Source organism: Mucilaginibacter sp. (assembly GCF_039925265.1).
Taxonomy (GTDB): Bacteria; Bacteroidota; Bacteroidia; order Sphingobacteriales; family Sphingobacteriaceae; genus Mucilaginibacter.
This window is the reverse complement of the sequence record NZ_JBDSZG010000032.1, coordinates 72111-95561: the sequence shown is the minus strand read 5'-3', so window position 1 is coordinate 95561 and position 23451 is coordinate 72111. Positions and strand designations below refer to the sequence as shown.

Sequence of the window (23451 nt, the reverse complement as noted above, 5' to 3'; positions counted from 1 at the left end):
TTTTAAATTATGCCAATAATTTACTCTCCGTTATGAGGCTCACTCCTCCAGCACCTTTACAGGTTTCTTATTCTTATCTATCGCCACAAAAGTAAAAGTGCCGGTGATGGCTTTTTCGCGGTTAAAGCTGTACATTTCTTCCACATAAATTTCTACCAGTACCTTTAGGCTGGTGTTGCCGATGTGCGATACACTGCCCACCAATTCTATGATGGTCCCCGCCGGGATGGGCTGGTTAAAATCAATCCTGTCTGACGATACCGTTACCATGGTTTTGCGGGTAAAGCGGGTAGCGGTTATAAAAGCTACCTCGTCCATTAAAGCCATGGCGGTACCGCCAAAAAGGGTATCGTAATGGTTGGTAGTGTTGGGGAAAACGGCTTTAAAAATGCGCGTTTCGGCGGTTTTGGTTCTTTCTGGTACGGTCATGTTTATTGGGGAATAAATGCGCCCGGTTATGGCCGGGCGCATGGAGTTTAATTAGTTAACAGGTTGGTTACTGAAGATCTCCCGGGCGGCCTTCGCTGCTAAAACCATATTGGTTAACGCGGCTTGTGTTTCGGGCCATTTACGGGTTTTGAGGCCGCAGTCGGGGTTTACCCAAATGTTGGCTATGGGTAGCAGTTCCGCGGCTTTTTCCAGCAGACTTACCATCTCCCCAACAGCGGGCACACGCGGCGAGTGGATGTCGTACACGCCGGGGCCTATTTCGGCAGGGTATTTAAAATCGGCAAAGGCTTCCAGCAGTTCCATTTGCGAGCGCGAGGTTTCTATGGTGATCACATCAGCATCCATCAGCGCGATATGGCGGATGATATCGTTAAACTCGCTATAGCACATATGCGTGTGGATCTGCGTTTCGTCCTGCACGCCGCTTGCCGAAATACGGAAGGCCTTAACCGCCCAGTCGAGGTATTTATCCCAATCGGCTTTGCGCAAGGGCAGGCCTTCGCGTATGGCGGGCTCGTCTATCTGGATCACCTTAATGCCGGCTTGTTCCAGCGCAACTACCTCATCGCGAATTGCCAGGGCTATCTGGTTGGCCGTTTCTGAGCGCGGCTGATCATCCCGAACGAAGCTCCACTGCAAAATAGTTACCGGCCCGGTAAGCATGCCCTTCATCAGCTTTTGGGTATTGGCCTGCGCAAAGCTGCTCCAACGTACCGTCATATCCTGCGGGCGACTAACATCGCCATAAATTACCGGAGGCTTCACGCAGCGGCTGCCATAGCTTTGCACCCAGCCGTTTTTGGTGAATAGGAACCCGTCGAGCTGTTCGCCAAAATATTCCACCATATCGTTACGCTCAAACTCGCCATGCACCAGCACATCAAGGCCAATATCTTCCTGCCAGCGGATGGCGCTGATCGTCGCTTTCTCAATTTCAGCATCGTATTGCTCCTGAGATAGCGCGCCTTTTTTAAGCCTCGCCCTTAACTGACGTATATCATCCGTTTGCGGGAACGAGCCGATAGTAGTGGTAGGGAATAGGGGCAGTTTAAATCTATCCTGCTGAATTTTCTGCCGGGTTTTAAATTCGCTTATGCGGGTGGCATCGGCATCGGTTATAGCCGCCACGCGCGCCTTGATGGCCTGTTTGTGTATCAGTTTTGATAAACTCCGGGCGGATATGGATTTTAAATTTTGCAGCAACACTGGCGTGTTGCCTTCCATAATTTCCCCGAGTTCTTTTATCTCGTTTAGTTTCTGTTTGGCAAAGGCCATCCAATTCTTTATTTCGGGATTAATGGCGGTTTCCAGGTCAAGATCAGCGGGGGTGTGGAGCAGGGAGCAGCTTGGCGCAATCCACACACGATCTGTCCCGATGGCGGCAATGGCTTTTTTGATGTGGCCAACCGAACGGATGTAATCGTTCTTCCAGATGTTGCGGCCATCTACCACACCAAGGGATAGGGTAAGTTTTTCGGGAATTAAGTTCAGCACCTCGTCTAATTGCTCCGGCGCGCGCATCAGGTCTATATGCAGGGCGCAAACAGGCAGGTTAACCGCAAGGAAGGTGTTTTTGTGAAGACTGTCGAAATAGGTAGTAAGCAGGGTCTTGATCTTTGGGCAATGTTTCTTTATTTCGGCGTAGGCATACATATACGCCTTCTTTTCCTCCTGGGAAAGGTCCATGGTGAGGAAAGGTTCATCCAACTGAACCCAAACGGCGCCCTGGTTTTGCAGTTTTTTGAGGATGTCTATATAAACCGGCACCAGCTTTTTGATAAGGCTGATCTTGTTAAAACCGGCTTCTTTTTCCTTCCCCAATAAAAGATAGCTCGCGGGGCCTATTAATACCGGTTTTGGTACGGTGCCCAGCACCTGTTTAGCCAGGTTAAATTCTTCGAAAACTTTTTCCGAAAAAATACGAAACTGCTGATTGGCGGTAAACTCCGGCACAATGTAATGGTAGTTGGTATCAAACCACTTGGTCATTTCCATAGCGGTGATGTCCAGTCCGTCCTTTTGATAGCCGCGAGCCATGGCAAAGTACAGGTCTACCTCTTTGTTTTGCGGGTTTTGGGTAAGTACCGGGTTGTACCGCTGCGGAATTACGCCCAGCATTAGTGAGGTGTCCAGCACCAGGTCGTACAAACTGAAATCGTTACAGGGGATGAGATCGATGTCGGCATCCTGTTGTAGTTGCCAGTTTTGGCGGCGGATGGCTTGCGCCGTGGTAAACAGATCGTCGCGGCTGATGGTGCCGGCCCAGTATTGTTCACTGGCCTTTTTGAGTTCGCGATGGGCCCCTACACGAGGGTACCCGAGGTTGTTTTTGAGCATACGCATAAAACTTTTTTGGTTAAACATTAATGATGAATTAATGCTCCTTACGGTTTTCGGTATGCTTTCGTGGGAAATGGTAATAAAAGATGCAACGGTACACCAGGCTTAAAAAAAGCATGCGCCACCCGTTTTATCTCTGACTACTGCTTCATAACGCGAAAGCATTGTCTAAAACATGGGGCAAGTATCCTGGCTTGTAACATTATTGCCGCCCTTCTCATACCGTTTTAGCGGTACAATGGGCGAGTTTGGCAATAATTTGGTGCGTTACTTACAGTTGCGCGACAGCCCGTGATTTACACACGGTTCCTTATTAATCCCGGTATTACCCGGAAACCTCAAGTTTGAAATAAAGTAAAGAACTGGGGTAAAGATAGAGATAGGAATGGTAGTATTGATGAATTAGATAGTGTAGTCGCTTTAATTGCCCTGAGATAATTACCTGCAATTAGCCGTAGCTAAACTAACGATAGCCGGTTTGGGTTTACATAGTTTATGCCTTTTTCTTCGAACAAGTTTTCTAAAGCCTCACATCCATGTTTAATCTTTAATTCCCGTTCGCTTTTAGTAATTGGGATTATCCAGTAGCAATGGAATACCTTGTCTTCGAATTTGAATATTTCGAGGCCTTCGCCATCCAGGTAAGGCAAAGAAACAAAACCATAATTGCATAATGAGTCGTCGAGCCATGAGTGCCCAATTTCGAAAGTATGATGCAGGTTAAGGGCTGCACTGTTATTGTGGAATGAAGATACCAATGACAATAGCTCAACTAATGCTTCATCCTCCCTTGGCGAGTAAATAACAGCTTCTATTAAATTGTTGTCTTCTCTATCTAAGGACATACCGAGGGTGCAATACGCCCACATATTATGTACTTTATTTGGCGAAATTTCTAATACATGAAATTCTTTACGAAGTTTATTGTTCGGGTCTACATTCCATTTTTTTCGCGTGCCTTTTGTTTTAAAATGCGCTTCGTAGTGTGTTTGAAGCCTATTGGTGTATTTGTTTTGTTTTTTAAACAACGTGGTAATTGATAAGATTGACGTAAAGGCAAGGTAGCAAATTTACAGGTATGAAAAGTTTCACCGGTAAATTTTATTTCAGATTATCCTCTATCTTAGCCTTATCAAACCCTGTTCCCAATGAAAAAGATCTTTTTCCTTTTGCTGTTCATCACGGCAGCATTAACCCGCCCGTTATCGGCCCAAGTATTAACCAAATACGGCGACAATGTAGGCACGCTTGACGGCATGATGAAAGCCTATTACGACGTGGTTACCGTTAAAAAGGGAGAGATGCCCAGCTATCAGCGCGATAGCTGCCTGCACATACCCGACCCGCGTGTAGGCTATGTGATGCAAAAAAAAGACGGAACTAAAGCGTTGCATTACATGACATTGATGGAGTACCATCAGCTAAGCGATGCATCGCTTGCGAAAGAGGGTTTTGTAGAGGCGGAGATATCGCGTAAAGTGGAGAAGTTTGGCAGCATTTATCATATTTGGAGCACCTACGAAAGCCGTACGGTTGCCGGTGGGCCTGTAACCGCGCGTGGTATTAACAGCATAGAATTGTATAACGACGGCAAACGTTTCTGGCTGATTGCCTGGTATTACGATGGAGAGAGTAAGACCAACCCAATCCCCAAAGAGTATTTGAAATAACCGGGGATGAGAGAACAATTTTCGCTACAGGTTGAAGGCCGCCTTTTAAAACAGCTTGTAAAAGAAGGGTTAAATCCGCTCATTTTTTTCAACCATTTATTTGGACCGTTAAGCAGCCCTAATTACCGGGCCATGTGCGAAGGCCTGGTAGCCTATCATAATAAAGAAGGCGGCTCGCCGGAGGTAAAAGAATTTGATATCACCGATACTGGCTTTAAGCCGGAAAACATGACAGGGTATCTGAAATGCAAATTCGGGATCCATTTTCATTACACCTGTTCAGACTTGCATAACGATGCAACCGACACCATCCGCTGGGATTTTAAAATTGACGAGGGAGGTCACACCATTCACTTTACCGGGGAAGAACCCTGGGTGCGGGATGCGGAATGAGTCTATAGACGATGGACGATAGTATATAGCCCATAGCCGGAAGATTAACTACACATCCTCTACCCTGGTCTGTGGCCTATCGACTATGGACTTTCCAAAAAATCCGTACCTTTACACCCCGTACTCATACTTAAATTATGAAATTATTAGAAGGAAAAACCGCGCTGATCACAGGTGCATCTAAAGGTATAGGCCGTAAAATAGCCGAGAAATTTGCCGAGCACGGCGCTAACGTTGCTTTCACTTACCTCTCTTCGGTAGAAAAAGGGCAGGCCCTGGAAGCTGAATTGCAAAGCTTCGGCACGCAGGTAAAAGGTTACCGCAGCGATGCCTCTAAATTCGACGAAGCAGAAAAATTGATAAACGATATCGTGGCCGATTTTGGCAAATTAGATATTGTAGTGAACAACGCAGGTATCACCAAAGATGGTTTGCTAATGCGCATGACCGAAGAAGCATGGGACGAAGTGCTTAACGTAAACCTGAAATCTATCTTCAACGTAACCAAGGCAGCCTCAAAAATAATGATGAAGGCACGCCAGGGCGTATTCATCAACATGAGCTCGGTAGTGGGCGTACAGGGCAATGCAGGCCAGGCTAACTACGCGGCATCAAAAGCAGGCATCATCGGCTTCTCAAAATCAATAGCAAAAGAATTAGGCTCACGTAATATCCGTACCAACGTGGTAGCACCGGGCTTCATCCGCACCGAAATGACGGAAGTGCTTGACCCTAAAGTGGTAGAAGGTTGGGCAGCAGCTATCCCATTAAAACGTGCCGGCGAAACGGACGACGTGGCCAATGCCTGCGTTTTCCTGGCATCAGATATGGCAGCATACATCACCGGGCAGGTAATCCCTGTTGACGGCGGAATGTTGTAGGCTTTAGCCTCAAGTCAAAAGTTAAAATTAAAAAGTCAAAAGTTGCGGTGAGCGGCTTTTGGCTTTTTTGTTTTATATTGTGAATGATTATTAAGTCTATTTAAAATGCGCCGACTAATTGTTTGTTTGATGTTGCTACTGCCAGGGTTGCTTTTCGCCCAGCATAAAAAACATCCGAAAAAGCCAGCTTATAATGAGGAAGCAGAGATTGCACTTTTAAGAAAGCATTACGACTGCTTTTATACAGGAAAATATTCGGTGGAGCAACGCAATGAATTCTATCCTTTTAATACTGCTGGAAAAATACAATTGCTATCTTTCATGCAGCCTTATGATAGGTTTGGTGATAAGGAGCCAACCGACGGAGGCCCGATGTATGTACAACAGGCAGATAGTAGCTACGCAATTAACGAGAGCAGGGTAGTAATTAGGCTCACATTAGGTAAAACAGATATCGACTCTTTAACGAACATACTGTATAATTATGGCTTTACGCCAATCAGGAAACCGAGGACAAATGTGATTTTAATAAATGAGCCTAACGGGTGTTACGAGCCACGAAGCGCTCTGTTGTTTTTAGATGTTGAGGGTAAAGTGAAAGAGTATATAGAGTATTGTTTTAGTTGCCAGGGAATGAGCAAGAGTTCCCAAAAAATCAGCGGCTATGTGATGTGTAACGGGAAATATGAAATGCTTAGGCAATTCTTTTTCAATAAAGGACTAACATTTGGCATTCGGCTAAGGAATTAAATAATTTTGATAGTAACCAATTCGTGAAAACTTTTAACTATTAAAAATATTATAAATGAATGCCCAACATCCCCAAGCCATCCTCACCAAAGCCACCCAACGCGGCCCCGGTAAAAGCACTTGCCCGTCGGAAATAGCCCGCGAATTGTTCCCTGCCGATTGGCGTAAACATATGCAGGAGATTAGGGATGCTGCTATTGAACTGCATCATGCGGGCAGGTAACTATAACCCAAAAAGGAAGGCCCGTTGATACCGGTAATATCAAGGGGCCTATCCGTATAAAGCTTAACTCGATTACTTAGCGTACGCAGCGGCAAACTCGGCTGCAAAATCTTCCAGTTTAGTTTTGCTAAGTTCTGGCTTGTGTTGCAGGTAATCATCCCAAAGGATGTTCTTCTTTACAGCGGCACCCATTTCGGTGTAGCTGCGGGAGAATTCCTGCGGTAAACCGGCCTGTAGCATCCCTTGTATCGATTGTTCATCGGTAAACTCCACCCATTTCAAATCGGGCTTGCCAGTGGCTTTGCCTAATGCAGATGCTACTTCGTCGAGTGTACGCTCGTCGCTGGCAATATAGCGTATGGTTTTGCCAGTGAAGGGTTGCTGTATTTCGTAGGCTGCCACTTCTGCAATATCACGCGGGTGAACCATCATCAGTGTGTTGTCGCTGGGGTAGTTGGCACCGAGGATACCGGCATGTTTCACCATATCAATACTGTTTAAAAAGTTGGTGTAAAAGAACGACGGGCGCAGGATGCGGATGTCTACACCGTCAAGTTTATTTAAGGCCTGCTCAACATCGTGTATGCCCGAGATAGGGCCGGTGCCGCCATTGATATGCGCTCCAATGCTGCTTAAAAGAACCACTTTTTTAATGCCGCTTGCTTTAATGGCTTCGGCATACTTAATGCCCACGCCGCCAATGTGCGCACGGAAATTGTCGGAACTAAGATCATTCGGTATCATCGCATACAATGCATCGGCACCGGTGAATGTTTTGGTTAAAAAGGCCACATCGCTAACCGAACCGATAGCCGGCACGCCGCCAAGGGCTTCAATTTCGGCGGCTTTATCCGCGCTGCTGCTGATGATGGTTACGTTATGGCCTGCATTAATTAAGTTTATGGCAAGGGGTTTACTGATGTTTCCCAATGAGCCTGTTAAAATGATTTTCATGATAATTATATTTTTTATTTGTCGGGACAAAGTTATATTTGTACTTACTTTTTTACAAGTACTTACCCTTAAGTAAGTAAGCGTCATGACACAGATAAAAGAAAACTCCACCTGGAACTTTAATAAAGAACTGAGCATGCAGGCCTGCCCGGTTAGCTTTGTGATGAATAAAATTGGCGGCCACTGGAAACCCATCATTTTGTACCAGCTGATGAGCGGCGCCAAACGCTACAGTGAACTAAAGCGGGCCATCCCCACCATTACCGAAAAAATGCTGATACAGCACCTGAAACAATTACAAGCCGATGATTTAGTTATCCGCACTGCCGAGCCCGTGGTGCCGCCGCATGTTGTTTACCAGTTGAGTCCGCGTGGCGAAAGCCTAAAACCTGTGCTGAAAGCGATAGCAAGCTGGGGGTACGAGCAATGGAGCAACGATGGTATTTAGCGATGCGCTTCCAATCGTATCATGTACATTACGTATAAAATTAATTAAATCCATTCCACAATAAATTCGCATTTTGCGGGTATGGATTTTATGAGCATTACTCACCACTTACCATTCGCCACTAACTACTAATGTCTATCACCTGGGGATCTGTTTCGGGGTGGTGGGTGCCTGCCTGTTTGTTGCTGGGGCTGTTGTATGCATGGCTGATGTACCGGCAGCCGGTGCAATTGGCTAAAGCGGCACGGTATGGGCTGTTTGCGTTGAGGGCCGTTGTGGTAACGCTGTTAGGTTTGCTGCTGATGTCGCCGCTCATTAAAACGGTAAGTTACCAGCCGCAAAAGCCGGTGATATTGATCGCTCAGGATAATTCGCAATCGATAAAACTGTTTGCCTCACCTAAATCCTCTCCAAAGGAGAGGACTTTTAACTCCCTCTCCTCTGGAGAGGGACGGGGTGAGGCTAACCTTGGAGAGGGTTGGGGTGAGGCCCTCAAAACCCAGCTCGGCGACGGCTATGAAGTTCACGAGTTTAATTTTGATAAGGATCTGCACGATGGTCTTTCCAATACCTATAACGGTAAGCAAACCGATATTTCATCGGCACTGCACCAACTCAACGATCACTTTGTAAACCGCAACATTGGCGCGCTGGTGCTGGCTACCGATGGTCTCTATAACCTCGGCACCGACCCGCAGTACGAGGCACGCGATATTAAAACCAGCATTTATACCATTGCTTTAGGTGATACCACGCCCCGCCGCGACCTGCTTATCGGCAACATCAACTATAATAAAACGGCTTACCTCGGTAACGATTTTGAGGTAGAGATACTGGCCGAAGCCTACCAAAGCAATGGCGAAATCATGCGCCTAACCGTTGCAGAAGATGGCCGGCAGATAAGCAGCCAAAGTATCGCGGTTACTTCAGCCGCGTTTAAAAAAGTATTACCCTTAAAGCTGAATGCCGATAAAAAGGGTGTCCGTAAATTTACGGTTAGCCTGGCCCCCGTTAAGAACGAGCTATCGGTACAAAACAATACCGAAACTTTTTACATAGAGGTGTTGGATGCCCGGCAAAAAATCCTGCTGTTATATGATGGCCCGCATCCCGATATCAGCGTGATCAAACAATCGGTAGAAAGTAACCGCAATTTTGAGATAAAAGCAAATTTAATGGCTGATCTTGCATCGCTTAACATCAACGATTATAGCATGGCCATGCTGTACCAGCTCTCCACTTCCAGTTATGGTAAGGTGCAAAACATCTTAACAGGCAAAATGCCTTTGTGGATCTTTTCTGGCGCACAGGCGGATATGACCGCCTTTAACCACGCGCAAAAAGTGGTGACAGCAAATGCTGGCAGGGATGATACGCAGGAGGTTTTCGCGCAAATGGTGCCGACTTTCACGGGCTTTACCCTGTCAGATTCTACCCAAAACAAAATTGGCAAATTGCCACCCCTGCTTGCAGCTTACGGTACTTACGAGGCACAGCCCAATGCTGCCGTGCTACTGAAACAAAAGATAGGCAGCGTACCCACCACTTACCCTTTACTGGCTTTTACAGACGAAGCCGGCCGCCGCACCGCCGTACTTACCGCCGAGGGGCTGTGGCGCTGGCAACTGGCCGAATACCGCGAATATGGCAACCACCATGCTGTGGAGGAATTGTTTAGCCAGGGTGTGCAATACCTTACCGCCAACGCCAATCGCCAGCGCTTTAGGGTGTATTCATCCAAAAACGTGTTCGATGAAGGCGAGAATGTGCTGCTGAACGCCGAGTTATATAACGACGCGCTGGAGCTGGTGAATACCCCCGATGTACGCATCGCGCTAAAAAGCAATGCCGGTAAAAGTTATAGTTTCCTGTTCACCCGCAGCGGGCAAAGCTACCAGTTAAATGCAGGCACATTGCCTGTTGGCGAGTACAGCTATTCGGCAACCGCCAAAAACGGCAAGCAGCAATATACCGCCAACGGACAGCTTACCGTAAAACAACTCAACCTGGAAACCCGCCAAAGCACCGCCAACCATCGTTTGCTTAAATCCATTGCCGTGCGCTCCGGTGGCCAAATGCTGCTGCCGTCGCAGATCGGTCGGCTGGCCGAACTTATCCGCAAAAACGAGAACATTAAAACGGTTATGGAGGAAGATAAACACTACAGCGATATGATCAGCCTGAAATGGATTTTCGCCCTGCTGGTTGTTTTGCTCAGCACAGAGTGGTTTATGCGGAAGAGAGAAGGGGAAGTTTAGAGGTGAGTTGTGAATAATGAGTTTTATTAAAACTCCTTGCCCCATTCGACCTAACAAAATCTTAACACAATACCCAGGCTGTTAATGCCGATGATTTGTAAATTTGGTGCGCTAACATCACCAATTATGAAGATCAAGATCTTGTTTACCCTGTTGCTGCTCGCGGCAACCGCCACTTTTACCAATGCCCAGCAACTTAATGTGGGCACTTATAACATCCGGTACGATAGTAAGGATGATTCTATCGCCGGCAATGGCTGGCGGGCAAGGTACCCAAACATCGCGCAGATCATCCGATTTAACGAACTGGATATCTTTGGGACACAGGAGGGCCAATACCACCAGTTAACCCAGCTTAACGATAGCCTGCCTGGGTATAAATGGATAGGGGCCGGTCGCGATGATGGCAAGCACGGCGGCGAACATTCGGCTATATTTTACAGGAGCGATAAATTTAAGATTATCAAATCGGGCGACTTTTGGATGTCGACCATTACGGATAAACCCAACAAGGGATGGGACGCCGCCTTGCCACGCATTTGCAGCTGGGCGCAGTTTAAAGAATTGAAAACCGGCCTGGTATTTAATTTCTTCAACCTGCATATGGATCATATCGGCGTAGTGGCTCGTCGCGAAAGCGCGAAACTGGTAATGGCGAAGATCAGGCAGATGGCCGGTAACACACCCACCATTTTAACCGGAGATTTTAATGTAGACCAAACCAATGAGAGTTATACGCTAATCAATACATCAGGGCTGCTGCGCGATGCTTACGAACTGTCGCCTGTTCGCCTGGCAGCAAGTAATACCTTTAACGCCTATGATGTGAACAAAGCTGGCGACAGTCGGATCGACCATATTTTTGTGACCAATAAGTTCAAGGTAACCCGTTATGGCATCCTCACCAATACCTATCATGGCCGCCTGCCATCAGACCATTACCCGGTGGTGGTTACGCTGAAATACAAATAAGTTCATAGGTGATGGTTCATAGCAAAGAGTTCATGGGCGATGGTTCATAGATCATAGCAGCTACATCTTTCTATGAACTATCATCCATTATCCATGAACTTTTTACCATGAACTATGAACCATCATCTATGAACAATTATTATCTTCGCTATCATGTCGCCTAACGAAGCCCAACAACAGATTCAGGACCTTACCGCCGAACTTAAACAGCACACCTACAACTACTATGTGCTGGCTATGCCTACTATTACCGACTACGATTTTGACCAGAAACTGGAGCAGTTGAATAGGCTGGAAAAGGAATTTCCGCAGTTTTTGGATGCAGATTCGCCTACGCAAAAGGTTGGGGGCGATATCACCAAGGAGTTTGTTACGGTAAAGCACCGCTGGCCGATGCTGTCCTTAGGCAACACCTACAACGAGCAGGAACTGGTAGATTTCGACCAGCGTGTACGCAAGGCCATTGGCGATAATTTTGAATACGTCTGCGAATTGAAGTTTGATGGCCTGTCCATGAGCCTCACTTACGAAAATGGCAAGTTGGCCCGCGCTGTTACCCGCGGCGATGGGACACAAGGCGATGAAGTGACCACCAATGTGCGCACCATCCACACCATTCCAAAGAAATTAGATAAAGGCAATTACCCGGAATTGTTTGAGATCCGCGGCGAAGTGTTTATGCACCTCAAGGCTTTCGAACGCTTGAACAAAGAGCGTGTTGATAACGGCGAAGTGCCTTACGCCAACCCGCGCAACTTTGCATCAGGCACCATGAAACTACAGGATTCTGCCGAGGTGGCCCGCCGCCCGCTGGATTGTTTTCTGTACGGCTTATATACCGAGAAAACCCTTTTTAAAACCCATTGGGAAAGCCTTGAAGCCGTAAGGAGCTGGGGTTTTCATATCGATAACCATAGTCGTTTATGCAGCGATATCAACGGCGTGCTTGATTTTATCAGCCATTGGGATTTGGAAAGACATAGCCTGAGTTACGATATAGACGGAATTGTCATCAAGGTAAACAATTACTCGCAGCAGCAGGAGCTGGGCTTTACGGCCAAATCGCCGCGCTGGGCTATCTCTTATAAGTTTAAGGCCGAACGTGTAGAGACCGAACTGCTTGCCGTAACCTACCAGGTTGGGCGCACAGGGGCCGTGGTGCCCGTGGCTAATTTAAAGCCTGTACTGTTAGCCGGTACCACCGTAAAACGCGCCACACTGCACAATGCCGACGAGATAATGCTGCGCCTTCAACTGCACGAACATGATACCGTTTATGTAGAAAAAGGCGGGGAGATTATCCCCAAAATTATCAGCGTGAACCTGGACAAGCGCAAGCCGAATGCCCAACCCATTCAATACATTACCCATTGCCCGGCTTGCGGCACCGAGCTGGCGAGGCAGGAAGGTGAGGCTGCTTTTTATTGCCCTAACGATGAAGGCTGCCCGCCGCAGATAGTAGGTAAAATGCAGCACTACATTGGCCGCAAAGCCATGAATATAGACGGGCTGGGCGACGAGACCATCAACACCCTGTACAATCGTAATTTCATCAGGCATATCAGCGATATTTATGCTCTAAAAGATCATACCGACGAGTTAAAACAAATGGACCGCTTTGGCGAGCAATCCATCAATAACATGCTGGATGGTATTGAAAAATCCAAGCAGCAGCCGTTTGAAAAAGTGCTGTTCGGCCTGGGCATTCGTTATGTGGGCGAAACCGTTGCCAAAAAACTGGTAGCGCATTTTAAAACCATAGATAACCTGATGGCGGCCTCGGTAGAGGAACTAACCGCGGCCGAAGAAATTGGTGGCCGCATAGCGCAAAGCATCACCGAATATTTTGCCGATAAAAGCCACCGCGAAGAAATTGAAAAGCTAAGATCTGCCGGGCTGCAGATTGTGGCCGAAGAGAAAGAAGTAAACCTGGCCAGCGAGAAACTATCCGGCCAAAGCTTTATTATCTCGGGCGTATTCGAAAAATATTCGAGGGACGAATTAAAGGACATTATCGAACAAAACGGTGGCAAAATATTGAGTAGCATATCTGCCAAACTTAACTACCTGGTAGCCGGCGATAATATGGGCCCCGCCAAACTGGAGAAAGCAAACAAACTAAACATCCCCATCATCAGCGATGAAGAATTGCTGGCGATGCTATAGCAAAAAATAATCTGTGGAATCACAAAAAATTAAATGGGGCATTATCGGCTGCGGAGACGTTACCGAGTAAAAAGTGGGCAAGCCTACAACAAAATAGCCGGTAGCAGCCTGGTGGCCGTAATGCGTCGGGATGCCGAAAAAGCAGCCGACTACGCCCGCCGCCATAACGTTGGCAAATGGTACAGCGATGCCGAATTACTGATGGACGACCCCGAAGTTAACGCCGTATCTATCGCTACGCCGCCGTCCTCGCATTTAGATTACGCAAAACGCGCCATTGCAAAAGGCCTGAATGTTTATGTAGAAAAACCGGTAACCCGCACAGCTGCCGAGGCAGAAGCGATGGCCGAAGCCGTAAGGGAAAGCGGGGCTAAACTAACTGTGGCGCATTACCGCCGGGCGCTGCCCATGTTTTTGCATATAAAAGGCTTATTGGAGAACAATATTATCGGCGATGTGCGCACTGTACAGATCCGCATGTGGCAAAACCGCGAACCTAAAGTGCCCACGTATCCCGGCACCAACTGGCGGCTGGATCCTGAAGTATCGGGCGGCGGCTACTTCCACGATCTTGCACCTCACCAACTGGATCTGATGCTTTATTTTTTTGGCGAACCCGAGCATTACAATGGTTATAGCCTCAACCAGGCAAACACCAGCCCGGCAGATGACCATGTGGCCGGCCTCATTGTTTTTAAAAATAAAGTAGTGGTTAACGGCTCCTGGAGCTTTAACGTAGCCGAAAGCGAAACTGCCGACACCTGCGAGATCATCGGTACAAAAGGGAAAATAACCTTCCCATTCTTTGGCGCGTTTGTTACGCAGAAAACTGAAACAGGGGAGGAGACCATCAACTTTACACACCCGATGCATATTCAACAGCCGATGATAGAGAAAATAGTGGCTTTCTTTAAAGATGAGGGCCCAAACCCCTGTACTATAGATGAGGCAGTAGTGCTAATGAAAATAATAGACTCGTTTACAGGAAAATAGCTTACAATTATTACTTTAGTGCCGGAAAATAAAATAATGCAAAAATCCCTGGGTTTAGTTTTAGTGGCATTATTATTTGCCGGCCTCAACGCATCGGCACAAACCTATGATGTGCCCAAAAACTATGTGCTTAAAACTAAGGCCGATTACGCCAGGTACGAACCCGATGTAATAAAAACAGCCGACTGGCTACAGCAAACCCCTTGGAAAGCACAATCGCAAAAAGCCGAGGAGGCTACACAATTTTTCCTGAAATGGGCCAAAGGCACACCTGCCGTTACAATTAAACTGGTAGAGGCGGTGATGAACCTGTCTGACCGTAACCCGCAGCTTGGTTTTGTATATATGGCTGTTTTCTCTAAATACGTTTTGCAGCATAAGAGCGGGTTCGACCCGAATAACGCTAACATTGTGGCCGTTCGCGCCGTAGTTGATAAATACCGCGCGGAGCCTGCCCACAAACCCGATGAGGATATTGAACACCTGATAGAGCTTGATGGTAAAGGAGAACTGAACGACTGGGTGATCTCTACCTTTTTTATGGCAGACAATTAGAAGGCCTGTTATTAGTCTTTTTTCTTTGGCACTTTTGCTCCCTCTTTACGGGCTTCCGACAGGCCAATAGCTATAGCTTGTTTCTTGCTGGTCACTTTTTTACCACTGCCGCTTTTTAGCTTGCCCTCTTTCGTTTCGTGCATGGATTCCTCAACCTTTTCGCTCGCTTTTTCAGAATATTTTGCCATGATATTATGTTTTTGTTCACCTGAAACAAAGCAAATCATTTGCCAAAGTAACCGGCGGCATTTTCGAGCGCGTCAATATCTGCTGAATTAATAAGCAGCAAGTTTTCAGTGACCTTTTCGGCGCTCCAGTTCCACCAGGCTATTTCTTGCAGGCGGGCAGCAGCTTCATCATCAAAACGCTTACGGATGAGTTTTGCCGGGTTGCCACCTACAATGGTATAAGGCGGTACATCTTTAGTTACCACCGCTTTTGACGCGATCACCGCGCCATCGCCAATTTTTACGCCGGGTAATATGGTGGCATCAAATCCTATCCAAACATCGTTACCAACAACGGTATCGCCTTTGTAGGGGAATTTGCCCGTAGGGTGTGTACTGTCGTTTATTTTTTCCCAGCCGTTACGGAAGATGGCGAATGGGAACGTAGAGATAGGGGTGCTCTCGTGGTTGGCACCGTTCATGATGAATTTTACGCCCGATGCTATAGCGCAGAATTTTCCAATGACCAGTTTATCGCCAATAAAATCGAAATGGTACAACACATTTCTTTCGAAGTTGCCCGGGTCTTTAAAATCGTCGTAATAAGTATAATCGCCTACTTCAATGTTGGGGCGGGTGATCATATTTTTTAAAAACACGAGGTTTTGGTACGGCTCCATTGGGTAGCGCATACCGGGATCTGGTCCGTTAAGCATTGGCGAGAAATTTCAGTGAATTTAGGCAATTGGATGACAATGCGCAAAACAGCGCTGGCATATAAAGGTAAATATCTGCAACCTATTTGCGGTTTTTGAGTTAATTGAATTGTATTGCAAAAAATTGCGCATTTATAAGTATGTTCATCATGGAAAAAACGTTACCACTGTTATATGTCCGCTAAAAAATTAATTGCCCCCTTTTACGAACGCTTTGCCTTGGTGCTCATAGGTTTCTGCATATTGGGATACCTTGTTATTGTAGCTAAAGAAATACTCGATCCGCTCTTGTTTGGTTTTTTGTTTGCGGTGCTGTTATTACCCCTGGCAAACCTTTTAGAAAGGAAATTGCGCTTGCCCCGCAGTGCATCTTCATTTATTTCTATTTTGCTGATGATAGGTTTTGTAGGGGGCATCTTGTACTTGGTTGGCGCGCAGATCTCAAACCTGACCAGCGATTGGCCGATGCTTAAAAAACAAGTTTACCAATCTATAGGCGGTTTACAGGAATGGGTGGAACATGCTTTCCAGATAGATGCCACTAAACAAATGACCTATGTAGACAATACCGCGCGCAAAATAATGGCATCGGGCGGTGCGGTGCTCGAAACTACCTTCGGTGCAATCTCCTCGTTGATGCTATTTTATGTTTTTATCCTGATATTTACATTCTTCATCCTGTTTTACAGACGCTTGCTATTCCGTTTTGTAATCTCTGTTTTCCAGGATGATCATTCATATATAGTGGTTGATATTGCCGAAAATGTACAGAAAATACTGCGGCAATACATTTTCGGCCTGTTGTTGGAGATGGTAATCGTATCTGCCGTTGCCATGACCGCTTTCTGGATCATCGGCATCAAATACGCGGCACTGCTCGGGCTTATTGTGGGGCTGTTTAACATCATTCCTTATCTCGGCATTTTTACAGCGCTGTTTTTAAGTGTACTCATCACCTTCGCGACCGGTACAATCAGCGAAACGGTAACCGTGGGGGCAAGCGTAATTGGTATTCACTTGCTTGATGCCAACGTACTGTTACCCGCCGTAGTAGGTTCTAAGGTGAGGCTTAACGCGCTCATTACTTTCATGGGAATTATACTGGGCGAGATGCTTTGGGGGCTTTCGGGCATGTTCCTGTCTATCCCTATTATCGCGATTTTCAAAATTATTTTCGACCGGGTTGAAAGCCTTAAGCCATGGGGTTACCTTTTGGGCGGCGATTACGAGTATAAAGAATCGGCACAAAAGAAAATGAAGACGGAATAACCCAAGGTTATTGCTTTTAAAGTTTAAACTTATTTTGGCTAAAGTCTCGTACTTGTATAATGCCATCCGCCCCCTAAAGGGGACGGAAAAAATTTAGAAATTGTATTTTTTTACATTTATTGCCGTTCGGCTTTAGCCAACGGTTAACTTAAATCCCACAAACTGGCTTTAGCCGAAACCGCCACCCTTTAAATTTTAAAAGCAATTTCTTTGCTTAGTAGCCTTGCTATTTTATCAGCTTATAGATGCTGATGTACAGCGTGGCGGCATAAGCTATCAATACCACGGTATTTACCACTAATAGCCAGTTCATATCGGGCTTGCTGTATTTTTTAATGGAGCAAAGCACCAGCAAAGTAATAAACCCCAGTATGAGCAGGATGGGGAACGCCAGCATATAGGCGTGCTTTGGCGTAAGGTAAAGGTGCTGCAGTTTGATGCCGTCGCCCAGCAAAAAGGGTACGAGGGCTATCAGCAGTAAAATAAAAAATACCCGCACTGCTGCTTTCGCCGCTATCTGACTAACTTTCATACCCTGCAAAGTAAAAGTTTTTGCGGCAAACGGCGTTTATAAATAATTCCTTTCTATTTAAAAGGGATGATTATTTTTGAGCAAACCCAAATCTCCGATTATGCAGCTACACCGTAAACTCTTGCTAATAACCTGCTTATTCTCTTTACCAATACTTGCCTTTGCTCAAGGCAAAACTGCGCCTTCCTTCAGGATAGTGCCCCTGGGTGTTTTGGGCGGGATAGATGAAAGCAATCTTTCGGCCTATATGGTGGCGCCGGTTGGCTCCGATAATTATGCCTGCCTGGATGCCGGGACGCTGCATGCCGGGATAGAAAAAGCCATCGAAAATAAGGCGTTTTCGGTGCGTGGCGATAAGGTTTTGAGGCAATATATTAAAGGTTATTTTATTTCACACGCGCACCTCGATCATGTCTCCGGGCTCATCATCAATTCGCCGGAAGACAGTGCCAAAAACATCTACGGACTGAGCAGTACCCTCGAAACTATAAAAACGCATTATTTGACCTGGGAAAGCTGGGCCAACTTTGCCGATGATGGCGCTACCCCTCAATTAAAAAAATACCATTACAGCGTACTGCAACCCGGCACCGAAACCCCGATAGATAATACCGACATGCAGGTGCAGGCATTCCCGCTTAGCCACTCTAATTTAACAAGCACTGCTTTTTTAGTTCGAAGCAAGGGCAGTTACATGCTTTATTTGGGCGATACAGGTGCCGATGAGATAGAAAAAAGCCAGAACCTGCACAAGCTATGGGAGGCTGTTGCACCGCTGGTTGCAGCCGGTAAATTAAAAGCGCTGATGATAGAAGTAAGCTTTCCTAATGAACAGCCGGATAAAACCCTTTTTGGCCACCTTACGCCGCGTTTACTGATGAACGAACTGGATGTGCTGGCGCAGCTTTCGGGCACAACTTTAAAGGGCTTAAATGTAGTTGTCACCCATCTTAAGCCACCCTACAGAAGCATCTCCAAAATAAAAACGCAGCTAAATTACGCCAATAAACGGCAAATGAATTTGGTGTACCCGCGCCAGGGCAAGCCGCTGGAGTTTTAATTATTTATCGTCCAGCAGGTCTATACAGGTTTTGGAAAGCGTGGCAAGCTTTGTTTTTAAGTTGGCCAAACCGGCGGTATCCTTTGTGTTTTTAAGCAATATAGTAATCCGGGTAAGCGTATCATCGTCCGGGTCGCAGGCTTGTGCTTTTTCCAGGTAGGGGATGGCTTTTTTTGCGGCGGCAGTGTAAAGCGCCATTACCTTTTTGTTTTCGGTAATGTTTGATGCCGTCGCGTTCAGTTTGTCAGCATAGCTTTCTGCCTGCTTGGCAAAAATATAACCTAAGGCCCGCTGTACTACGTAATAATCGGGCACCGCAGCGGCAACGCGCTCGTAATATTGCTGCGCCTTTATAGATTGTGCATCATCCTCGTATGCTTTGCCAATGGAGTAATAGAAGCTTATTCTTTGCTTCGGTGTGAGTTTGGCGGTATCTGGCAGCAAAGCTTCGCCTGCTTCAAGTGTTTTGCTTGCCGGCCCTTCCAGTCGCGTAAGGTTAAAATCCAGGTAGCGGTTATAAACCTCCTCAACGGTTTGCGCTTTGGCGGTAAATAGCGAGAAAACGGCGAATAACACGAGTGAAGCCTTCTTAAACATCGGATAGCAGTTTGGTGCAAATATAATCAGCTAACGCAGAAATAGCAGGGGGATTATGATGCATCATGAAAAATTACGCCAAGGGTATGCCTTTCGCCGCTGCTTAGTTCGCTTACGCCGTGGCGCATGTTCACGCGGTGGTAGCTCTTGCTTCCCTTCGCCGGCCTGAAGTTAGTGGTGAAGATGAGCATATCTCCCTTGCCGGGATTTAACACTATTGCCTTGGATTGCATCCTTGGACGCTGCTCTACCAGCACAAACTCGCCGCCTTCAAAGTCATGGCCCGGCTGATTCAAGCAAACCACCAACTGCATAGGGAAGAAGATCTCGCCGTACAGGTCCTGGTGCATGGCGTTATAACCGCCTTTGCCATATTTTAGTATCAATGGAGTAGGGCGGTTCTGAGCATGCTGGTGGCACAGTTCCGTTAACTCGTTTAAGGTGCCCGGGAATGTTTTCTCTATACCCAAAGCCTGCATCCAGCTGTTGGCAACGGGCGCAATATTTGGGTAAACCAGTTGGCGCAATTGCTGCACTATGCCGGGCAGCGGGTAGTTGTAATATTTATATTGGCCCATGCCATAGCCGTGGTTTTCCATCACTATGGTTTTGCGGTAGAGGGTATCGTCGCCGTATTGGCTTATCAATGCCTCACATTCATCTGCCGATAATATTTGGGGGACGGTAGCATAGCCTTTATTGTTTAAGCTTTCGGCTATTTCCGCCCAATCTGTTTGTTCAATTCTTTGCAGCAGATCCATATTTATACGATGCTTAAATGGTTAACTTTTGCGGCCTCCCAGCCAATAATGGCCGATTTGCGATTCGCACCCCAATGGTATTGCCCAAACTCGCCGGTAGATTTGATCACCCTGTGGCAAGGTATTAAAAAAGCTACAGGGTTTGCACCTATGGCGCTCCCAACGGCACGGCTGGCGGTGGGCAATTCCACCGTTTTGGCTACCGTGGCGTAAGTGTTTAAGCCTCCCATGGGTATCTTTAGCAAGGCTTCCCAAACCTTTAACTGGAAGCTGGTACCCTTTAAATGCAGTTTTATGGATGATAATTGCGACCAGTCCCGCGTAAAAATGTAAAGCGCGTTCTGCTGCGCCAGATCTACCACCTGGTAATAACTGGCATTGGGGAACTGGGCGTAAAGCTGGTTGAAGGCCTCATCCTTATCATCTGCAAAAGCGATGTAGCAGATGCCTTTTGGAGTTGATGCTACAATAATATGGCCGAACGGTGTTTCGGCGTAGCTGAAATTGATGGAGAGCGCTTTGCCACCGTTTTTGTATTCGGCAGGTGTCATGCCTTCTATGTTGATGAACAGATCGTGCAGGCGGCCGGTGCCGGAGAGGCCGGTCTCGAAAGCGGCATCGAATAGGGTAGCCTGTTGTTCTTTCAGGATGCCTTTGGCGTAATCCAGGCTGAGGTATTGCAGGAATTTTTTAGGACTGATACCCGCCCAATCGGTAAACATCCGCTGGAAATGGAAGGGACTAAGGTTCACCTTTTCGGCCACCTCATCCAGGCTGGGCTGGGCTTTAAAATTGAGCTTGATGTAGTTTATCGCCTCGGCAATACGATCAAAGTTGATGTTGTTTTGTGTTTCCATGATATGAATATTATAACACGAATGTACCCTGGTGATGAGGGCTAAAGAACCCGATACTTGCTATATCATAAGTTGGCTGCCGCTGATCTTTCGGGTGGGCGTTTTCTGTTTTTGCCTATCAAATACCCAATAATACCTATAAAAATAGTGAAAAGAAGCTCGATGCCGAATAGTACTGTTTTTATTGTTGAGGTTCCGCTACTGATATAGCCATCTCCTCCATAAAACAAGCCGGTAACGGGTGCATCCTTTTGCGCGTTTGATTGTTGCAATAACGCAATTTGTTCGAGCAGTTGAAGCCTGCTGTATTCCAGCGCCAATTGTTCGCTGTACTTTAACGTGATTATTATGACGAAGCAACTTATTGCCAGCACGTATAACAAATACGAATTTTTGAATCGGTTTATTACCGCACGGATTAGAAAGGCAATGAAGAATAACGCCGGCAAAAGCAAATAAATGTCCCCTGCACCGGCAAAGGCATCGTACCTTATAACCCTGGTATGCCAACCCGGCTCAATACTGGCCGGCGCTAAAAAAACAACGTAAACAAATTTACACAGCAAGGCGAGCGATACCAACGATATCACCCAAATGGTTTCTTTTATGATGTGTTTTTTCATTTAAATCATTGAAAGGTATCAAAAATAATATTAAAGATATATTCCTTAACCGTGTATAAAACAATGATAAAAATGCCTGCAATAATGTACGATTTAGCCTTGGAAAAATTGGCGTTTTTTACGTGGAAATAGCTAAATATTACGGCTGCGATAATCCCCGCTATCAAAGCTAAATATTTAATAAAAAATGTGTTGAGAGGGCTGCTGGTGATGCCATCTTCTACAGATCCTTCGCCAACAATGGCCCAATAGGTTAATGGCACAAGAAAAATAAAGCTAGCCCCACAAAAAAATTCGGTTCCCCCTTCAGGGGGTTAGGGGGCTTCGCCTTTACTTCATCTCACTCAGCACCCTAAACATCTTCTCGCGTATCCCACTGCCGGGGCCGTTGTAGTTGTTCACCATAATGGAGAAACAAAGTTCGCGGCCATTGTTGGTTTGGAAACCGGCATAGGCTTGCACGCCGCTGATGCTGCCGCTTTTCATTTTCATATCGTTATAAACGGGCAGGCTCTCATAAAAATCGCCGAACCATTTTTCCTGGTGGGCGGCCTGCAAAATGTGCGCGATGGTAGAGGAAGTGATCCTGTCCTCCGGAGAAAGCCCGCTGCCGTCGTAGATGTTCATAGATCGGTGGTCGATTCCTTTTGCTTCCCAAAAATCTTTTATGGCGTCTACGCCGTCACTGGTTACAGCGCCTTTTCCCAACTTGGCAGATATGGTGGCCAGCAATTGCTCGGCATAGAGATTCACACTTTTTTGGTTGAGCCAGTAAACGATCTTGCTCAGCTCGGGCGATTTAATAACAGTTAAGCTGCCGGTCGCCGCCGGCACAACCAGCGATTTTTCCTTTAAGGACAAAGAGGAAGCGGGTTCGCCGCTTACCGCGACCCCCATTTTTTTGAGGGTGTCGCTTAAACGTAAAGCCGCGTCATAGGCTGGGTCGGGGATAGCGGCGGAGATCGTTTTTTTTGTTTGATCGATAGCGTAAGTACCGCGCAGGTACATGGTTTTGCTATTAAAGCCGGGCAGGTAGGGGTAAGCCTGGTCGCCTGTATGGGCGGCGCCTGTACTGAGTTCGCTTTTGTATTGCAGGTAATAGGTATTGGGCACGGTGCCGGCCACGGTAATAGCCTCGCCAACGCTGCCGGTGTTTAGTTTGATGTCGAACTGGTTTTCGCGCCAGCAAAGCCCGGCAATGCCCGCGCCGTAATAAGTACCCAAATCCTGCCAGATCCAGCCATCGGGGATGCTTTGGTGATTGAACTGTCCGTCATCCCCAATAATTTTACCATTTATCTTTTTAATTCCGGCCTTTTTAATGGCCGTTACCATGGTGTTTAAAATATAACCTTCTTTGGTGGCGGCGTATCGCCAGCTGCCCAGGGTAGGGTCGCCGCTACCTTTGATGATGATATCGCCGCTAAGGGTTCCTTTACTATCGATTGTGCCGGTGTAACCCACCTGCGTTTCGAACTGAAAATCTTTTCCCAGTACAAAAAACGAGGTGATGCTGGTTACCGTTTTTAAGGTAGAACCGGGTGCAAGGCCCATATCCGGGTTAGCGGCAAAAACCTGTTCACCGGTTTTGGAATCCAATACGGTTAAGGATAGGGTGGCGTATTTGCACTGGCTATCCTGTTGCAGCCTGTTGAAGGCGGTTTGCAGTTTTTGCTGCAGGGTTTGCGCCTGTAGTTGGCCGCCAATGGTTAGCAGCCCTAATAATGCTATCGATGTTACTTTATTAATAGTATTCAATACTTTTTAAATTTAGAAAGGGCAAGCACACCGTGCCTGCCCAATACGTTAATAATGT

The 23451-nt window shown here is 46.7% G+C and carries 27 protein-coding genes and 1 riboswitch; of the genes, 14 read left to right on the top strand and 13 right to left on the bottom strand.

Annotated elements, in window-relative coordinates:
* Positions 1-39: 39 nt before the first annotated feature.
* From ABIX36_RS14810 to ABIX36_RS14800, 3 genes are all read right to left on the bottom strand, one after another.
* Positions 40-429: an acyl-CoA thioesterase gene (locus tag ABIX36_RS14810; protein ID WP_348082938.1), complete on the bottom strand. Its 390-nt coding sequence runs from the start codon at positions 427-429 to the stop codon at positions 40-42.
* Between the two features lie 51 nt (positions 430-480).
* Positions 481-2787: a 5-methyltetrahydropteroyltriglutamate--homocysteine S-methyltransferase gene (metE, locus tag ABIX36_RS14805; protein WP_348083035.1), complete on the bottom strand. Its 2307-nt coding sequence runs from the start codon at positions 2785-2787 to the stop codon at positions 481-483.
* Positions 2788-2951: 164 nt separating this feature from the next.
* Positions 2952-3146, bottom strand: a riboswitch (cobalamin riboswitch).
* Positions 3147-3248: 102 nt separating this feature from the next.
* Positions 3249-3818 carry a suppressor of fused domain protein gene (locus ABIX36_RS14800; protein ID WP_348082937.1) on the bottom strand — a complete coding sequence of 190 codons (570 nt, stop codon included), beginning with the start codon at positions 3816-3818 and terminating at the stop codon, positions 3249-3251.
* 120 nt (positions 3819-3938) lie between these two features.
* Between ABIX36_RS14800 and ABIX36_RS14795 the strand changes: the two genes are divergently transcribed.
* The 6 genes from ABIX36_RS14795 to ABIX36_RS14770 all read left to right on the top strand — a co-directional run bounded on the left by ABIX36_RS14795 (position 3939) and on the right by ABIX36_RS14770 (position 6787).
* Positions 3939-4460: a hypothetical protein gene (locus tag ABIX36_RS14795; RefSeq protein WP_348082936.1), complete on the top strand. Its 522-nt coding sequence runs from the start codon at positions 3939-3941 to the stop codon at positions 4458-4460.
* 6 nt (positions 4461-4466) lie between these two features.
* A complete protein-coding gene (locus ABIX36_RS14790; protein ID WP_348082935.1) occupies positions 4467-4853 on the top strand; it encodes a hypothetical protein in 387 nt (128 codons plus the stop codon).
* Between the two features lie 137 nt (positions 4854-4990).
* On the top strand, positions 4991-5734 hold the full coding sequence (gene fabG, locus ABIX36_RS14785) for a 3-oxoacyl-[acyl-carrier-protein] reductase (RefSeq protein ID WP_348082934.1): 744 nt from the start codon (positions 4991-4993) through the stop codon (positions 5732-5734).
* 105 nt (positions 5735-5839) lie between these two features.
* Positions 5840-6484, top strand: coding sequence for a hypothetical protein (locus ABIX36_RS14780; protein WP_348082933.1), 645 nt, complete (start codon positions 5840-5842; stop codon positions 6482-6484).
* Between the two features lie 55 nt (positions 6485-6539).
* The gene (locus ABIX36_RS14775; protein ID WP_348082932.1) at positions 6540-6707 is read left to right on the top strand and encodes a DUF3253 domain-containing protein; all 168 of its coding nucleotides are present in this window, start codon (positions 6540-6542) and stop codon (positions 6705-6707) included.
* A gap of 2 nt (positions 6708-6709) precedes the next feature.
* Complete coding sequence (locus ABIX36_RS14770) at positions 6710-6787, top strand: DUF3253 domain-containing protein (RefSeq protein ID WP_348083034.1); 78 nt, start codon at positions 6710-6712, stop codon at positions 6785-6787.
* Here the strand turns inward: ABIX36_RS14770 and ABIX36_RS14765 are convergent.
* Positions 6780-7661: an NAD(P)H-binding protein gene (locus ABIX36_RS14765; protein ID WP_348082931.1), complete on the bottom strand. Its 882-nt coding sequence runs from the start codon at positions 7659-7661 to the stop codon at positions 6780-6782. The genes ABIX36_RS14770 and ABIX36_RS14765 overlap by 8 nt on opposite strands.
* Before the next feature lie 85 nt (positions 7662-7746).
* Between ABIX36_RS14765 and ABIX36_RS14760 the strand changes: the two genes are divergently transcribed.
* The 6 genes from ABIX36_RS14760 to ABIX36_RS14735 all read left to right on the top strand — a co-directional run bounded on the left by ABIX36_RS14760 (position 7747) and on the right by ABIX36_RS14735 (position 15053).
* Entirely contained in the window at positions 7747-8109 is a 363-nt protein-coding gene (locus ABIX36_RS14760; RefSeq protein ID WP_348082930.1) for a helix-turn-helix domain-containing protein, read from the top strand.
* 131 nt (positions 8110-8240) lie between these two features.
* Positions 8241-10367: a hypothetical protein gene (locus ABIX36_RS14755; RefSeq protein ID WP_348082929.1), complete on the top strand. Its 2127-nt coding sequence runs from the start codon at positions 8241-8243 to the stop codon at positions 10365-10367.
* Between the two features lie 126 nt (positions 10368-10493).
* A complete protein-coding gene (locus ABIX36_RS14750; protein ID WP_348082928.1) occupies positions 10494-11339 on the top strand; it encodes an endonuclease/exonuclease/phosphatase family protein in 846 nt (281 codons plus the stop codon).
* A gap of 153 nt (positions 11340-11492) precedes the next feature.
* Positions 11493-13505, top strand: coding sequence for an NAD-dependent DNA ligase LigA (ligA, locus tag ABIX36_RS14745; protein ID WP_348082927.1), 2013 nt, complete (start codon positions 11493-11495; stop codon positions 13503-13505).
* A 33-nt stretch (positions 13506-13538) separates the two neighbouring features.
* Positions 13539-14498: a Gfo/Idh/MocA family oxidoreductase gene (locus tag ABIX36_RS14740; protein WP_348082926.1), complete on the top strand. Its 960-nt coding sequence runs from the start codon at positions 13539-13541 to the stop codon at positions 14496-14498.
* A gap of 36 nt (positions 14499-14534) precedes the next feature.
* The gene (locus ABIX36_RS14735; RefSeq protein ID WP_348082925.1) at positions 14535-15053 is read left to right on the top strand and encodes a hypothetical protein; all 519 of its coding nucleotides are present in this window, start codon (positions 14535-14537) and stop codon (positions 15051-15053) included.
* An 11-nt stretch (positions 15054-15064) separates the two neighbouring features.
* Here ABIX36_RS14735 and ABIX36_RS14730 read toward each other — a convergent pair whose 3' ends face one another.
* Together ABIX36_RS14730 and ABIX36_RS14725 are read right to left on the bottom strand one after the other, a co-directional pair.
* On the bottom strand, positions 15065-15241 hold the full coding sequence (locus ABIX36_RS14730; RefSeq protein WP_348082924.1) for a DUF6496 domain-containing protein: 177 nt from the start codon (positions 15239-15241) through the stop codon (positions 15065-15067).
* Between the two features lie 35 nt (positions 15242-15276).
* A complete protein-coding gene (locus tag ABIX36_RS14725; protein WP_348083033.1) occupies positions 15277-15912 on the bottom strand; it encodes a CatB-related O-acetyltransferase in 636 nt (211 codons plus the stop codon).
* A 198-nt stretch (positions 15913-16110) separates the two neighbouring features.
* Between ABIX36_RS14725 and ABIX36_RS14720 the strand changes: the two genes are divergently transcribed.
* Positions 16111-17205 (top strand): AI-2E family transporter, encoded by a 1095-nt coding sequence (locus ABIX36_RS14720; RefSeq protein WP_348082923.1) that lies wholly within the window; start codon positions 16111-16113, stop codon positions 17203-17205.
* A 226-nt stretch (positions 17206-17431) separates the two neighbouring features.
* Here the strand turns inward: ABIX36_RS14720 and ABIX36_RS14715 are convergent, their stop codons facing one another.
* Complete coding sequence (locus ABIX36_RS14715) at positions 17432-17737, bottom strand: hypothetical protein (RefSeq protein ID WP_348082922.1); 306 nt, start codon at positions 17735-17737, stop codon at positions 17432-17434.
* 100 nt (positions 17738-17837) lie between these two features.
* Here ABIX36_RS14715 and ABIX36_RS14710 point away from each other — a divergent pair, with 100 nt between their 5' ends.
* Positions 17838-18797, top strand: coding sequence for a 3',5'-cyclic-nucleotide phosphodiesterase (locus ABIX36_RS14710; protein ID WP_348082921.1), 960 nt, complete (start codon positions 17838-17840; stop codon positions 18795-18797).
* On the opposite strand, the gene ABIX36_RS14705 is transcribed toward ABIX36_RS14710, so the two are convergent.
* The 6 genes from ABIX36_RS14705 to dacB form a co-directional block, all read right to left on the bottom strand.
* Complete coding sequence (locus tag ABIX36_RS14705) at positions 18798-19394, bottom strand: hypothetical protein (protein ID WP_348082920.1); 597 nt, start codon at positions 19392-19394, stop codon at positions 18798-18800.
* A gap of 53 nt (positions 19395-19447) precedes the next feature.
* Positions 19448-20155: a 2OG-Fe(II) oxygenase gene (locus ABIX36_RS14700; RefSeq protein WP_348082919.1), complete on the bottom strand. Its 708-nt coding sequence runs from the start codon at positions 20153-20155 to the stop codon at positions 19448-19450.
* Positions 20156-20157: 2 nt separating this feature from the next.
* Positions 20158-21012, bottom strand: a complete 855-nt coding sequence (locus ABIX36_RS14695; protein ID WP_348082918.1) for a methylated-DNA--[protein]-cysteine S-methyltransferase — start codon at positions 21010-21012, stop codon at positions 20158-20160.
* A gap of 65 nt (positions 21013-21077) precedes the next feature.
* Positions 21078-21635, bottom strand: coding sequence for a hypothetical protein (locus tag ABIX36_RS14690; RefSeq protein ID WP_348082917.1), 558 nt, complete (start codon positions 21633-21635; stop codon positions 21078-21080).
* Positions 21636-21640: 5 nt separating this feature from the next.
* The gene (locus ABIX36_RS14685; RefSeq protein WP_348082916.1) at positions 21641-21898 is read right to left on the bottom strand and encodes a hypothetical protein; all 258 of its coding nucleotides are present in this window, start codon (positions 21896-21898) and stop codon (positions 21641-21643) included.
* A 67-nt stretch (positions 21899-21965) separates the two neighbouring features.
* Positions 21966-23393 carry a D-alanyl-D-alanine carboxypeptidase/D-alanyl-D-alanine-endopeptidase gene (gene dacB / locus ABIX36_RS14680; protein ID WP_348082915.1) on the bottom strand — a complete coding sequence of 476 codons (1428 nt, stop codon included), beginning with the start codon at positions 23391-23393 and terminating at the stop codon, positions 21966-21968.
* Positions 23394-23451 lie beyond the last annotated feature (58 nt).

What these genes read in the sequence shown, in the direction of transcription:
- ABIX36_RS14780 (WP_348082933.1), top strand. Translation starts at nt 5,840, where the DNA reads ATGCGCCGACTAATTGTTTGTTTGATGTTGCTACTGCCAGGGTTGCTT.
- ABIX36_RS14715 (WP_348082922.1), bottom strand. Translation starts at nt 17,737, where the DNA reads ATGAAAGTTAGTCAGATAGCGGCGAAAGCAGCAGTGCGGGTATTTTTT.
- metE (WP_348083035.1), bottom strand. Translation starts at nt 2,787, where the DNA reads ATGCTCAAAAACAACCTCGGGTACCCTCGTGTAGGGGCCCATCGCGAA.
- ABIX36_RS14760 (WP_348082930.1), top strand. Translation starts at nt 7,747, where the DNA reads ATGACACAGATAAAAGAAAACTCCACCTGGAACTTTAATAAAGAACTG.
- ABIX36_RS14755 (WP_348082929.1), top strand. Translation starts at nt 8,241, where the DNA reads ATGTCTATCACCTGGGGATCTGTTTCGGGGTGGTGGGTGCCTGCCTGT.
- ABIX36_RS14725 (WP_348083033.1), bottom strand. Translation starts at nt 15,912, where the DNA reads ATGCGCTACCCAATGGAGCCGTACCAAAACCTCGTGTTTTTAAAAAAT.
- ABIX36_RS14700 (WP_348082919.1), bottom strand. Translation starts at nt 20,155, where the DNA reads ATGGATCTGCTGCAAAGAATTGAACAAACAGATTGGGCGGAAATAGCC.
- ABIX36_RS14810 (WP_348082938.1), bottom strand. Translation starts at nt 429, where the DNA reads ATGACCGTACCAGAAAGAACCAAAACCGCCGAAACGCGCATTTTTAAA.
- ABIX36_RS14740 (WP_348082926.1), top strand. Translation starts at nt 13,539, where the DNA reads ATGGGGCATTATCGGCTGCGGAGACGTTACCGAGTAAAAAGTGGGCAA.
- ABIX36_RS14750 (WP_348082928.1), top strand. Translation starts at nt 10,494, where the DNA reads ATGAAGATCAAGATCTTGTTTACCCTGTTGCTGCTCGCGGCAACCGCC.
- ABIX36_RS14790 (WP_348082935.1), top strand. Translation starts at nt 4,467, where the DNA reads ATGAGAGAACAATTTTCGCTACAGGTTGAAGGCCGCCTTTTAAAACAG.
- ABIX36_RS14695 (WP_348082918.1), bottom strand. Translation starts at nt 21,012, where the DNA reads ATGGAAACACAAAACAACATCAACTTTGATCGTATTGCCGAGGCGATA.
- ABIX36_RS14720 (WP_348082923.1), top strand. Translation starts at nt 16,111, where the DNA reads ATGTCCGCTAAAAAATTAATTGCCCCCTTTTACGAACGCTTTGCCTTG.
- ABIX36_RS14735 (WP_348082925.1), top strand. Translation starts at nt 14,535, where the DNA reads ATGCAAAAATCCCTGGGTTTAGTTTTAGTGGCATTATTATTTGCCGGC.
- ABIX36_RS14765 (WP_348082931.1), bottom strand. Translation starts at nt 7,661, where the DNA reads ATGAAAATCATTTTAACAGGCTCATTGGGAAACATCAGTAAACCCCTT.
- fabG (WP_348082934.1), top strand. Translation starts at nt 4,991, where the DNA reads ATGAAATTATTAGAAGGAAAAACCGCGCTGATCACAGGTGCATCTAAA.
- ligA (WP_348082927.1), top strand. Translation starts at nt 11,493, where the DNA reads ATGTCGCCTAACGAAGCCCAACAACAGATTCAGGACCTTACCGCCGAA.
- ABIX36_RS14775 (WP_348082932.1), top strand. Translation starts at nt 6,540, where the DNA reads ATGAATGCCCAACATCCCCAAGCCATCCTCACCAAAGCCACCCAACGC.
- ABIX36_RS14795 (WP_348082936.1), top strand. Translation starts at nt 3,939, where the DNA reads ATGAAAAAGATCTTTTTCCTTTTGCTGTTCATCACGGCAGCATTAACC.
- ABIX36_RS14705 (WP_348082920.1), bottom strand. Translation starts at nt 19,394, where the DNA reads ATGTTTAAGAAGGCTTCACTCGTGTTATTCGCCGTTTTCTCGCTATTT.
- ABIX36_RS14710 (WP_348082921.1), top strand. Translation starts at nt 17,838, where the DNA reads ATGCAGCTACACCGTAAACTCTTGCTAATAACCTGCTTATTCTCTTTA.
- ABIX36_RS14730 (WP_348082924.1), bottom strand. Translation starts at nt 15,241, where the DNA reads ATGGCAAAATATTCTGAAAAAGCGAGCGAAAAGGTTGAGGAATCCATG.
- ABIX36_RS14690 (WP_348082917.1), bottom strand. Translation starts at nt 21,635, where the DNA reads ATGAAAAAACACATCATAAAAGAAACCATTTGGGTGATATCGTTGGTA.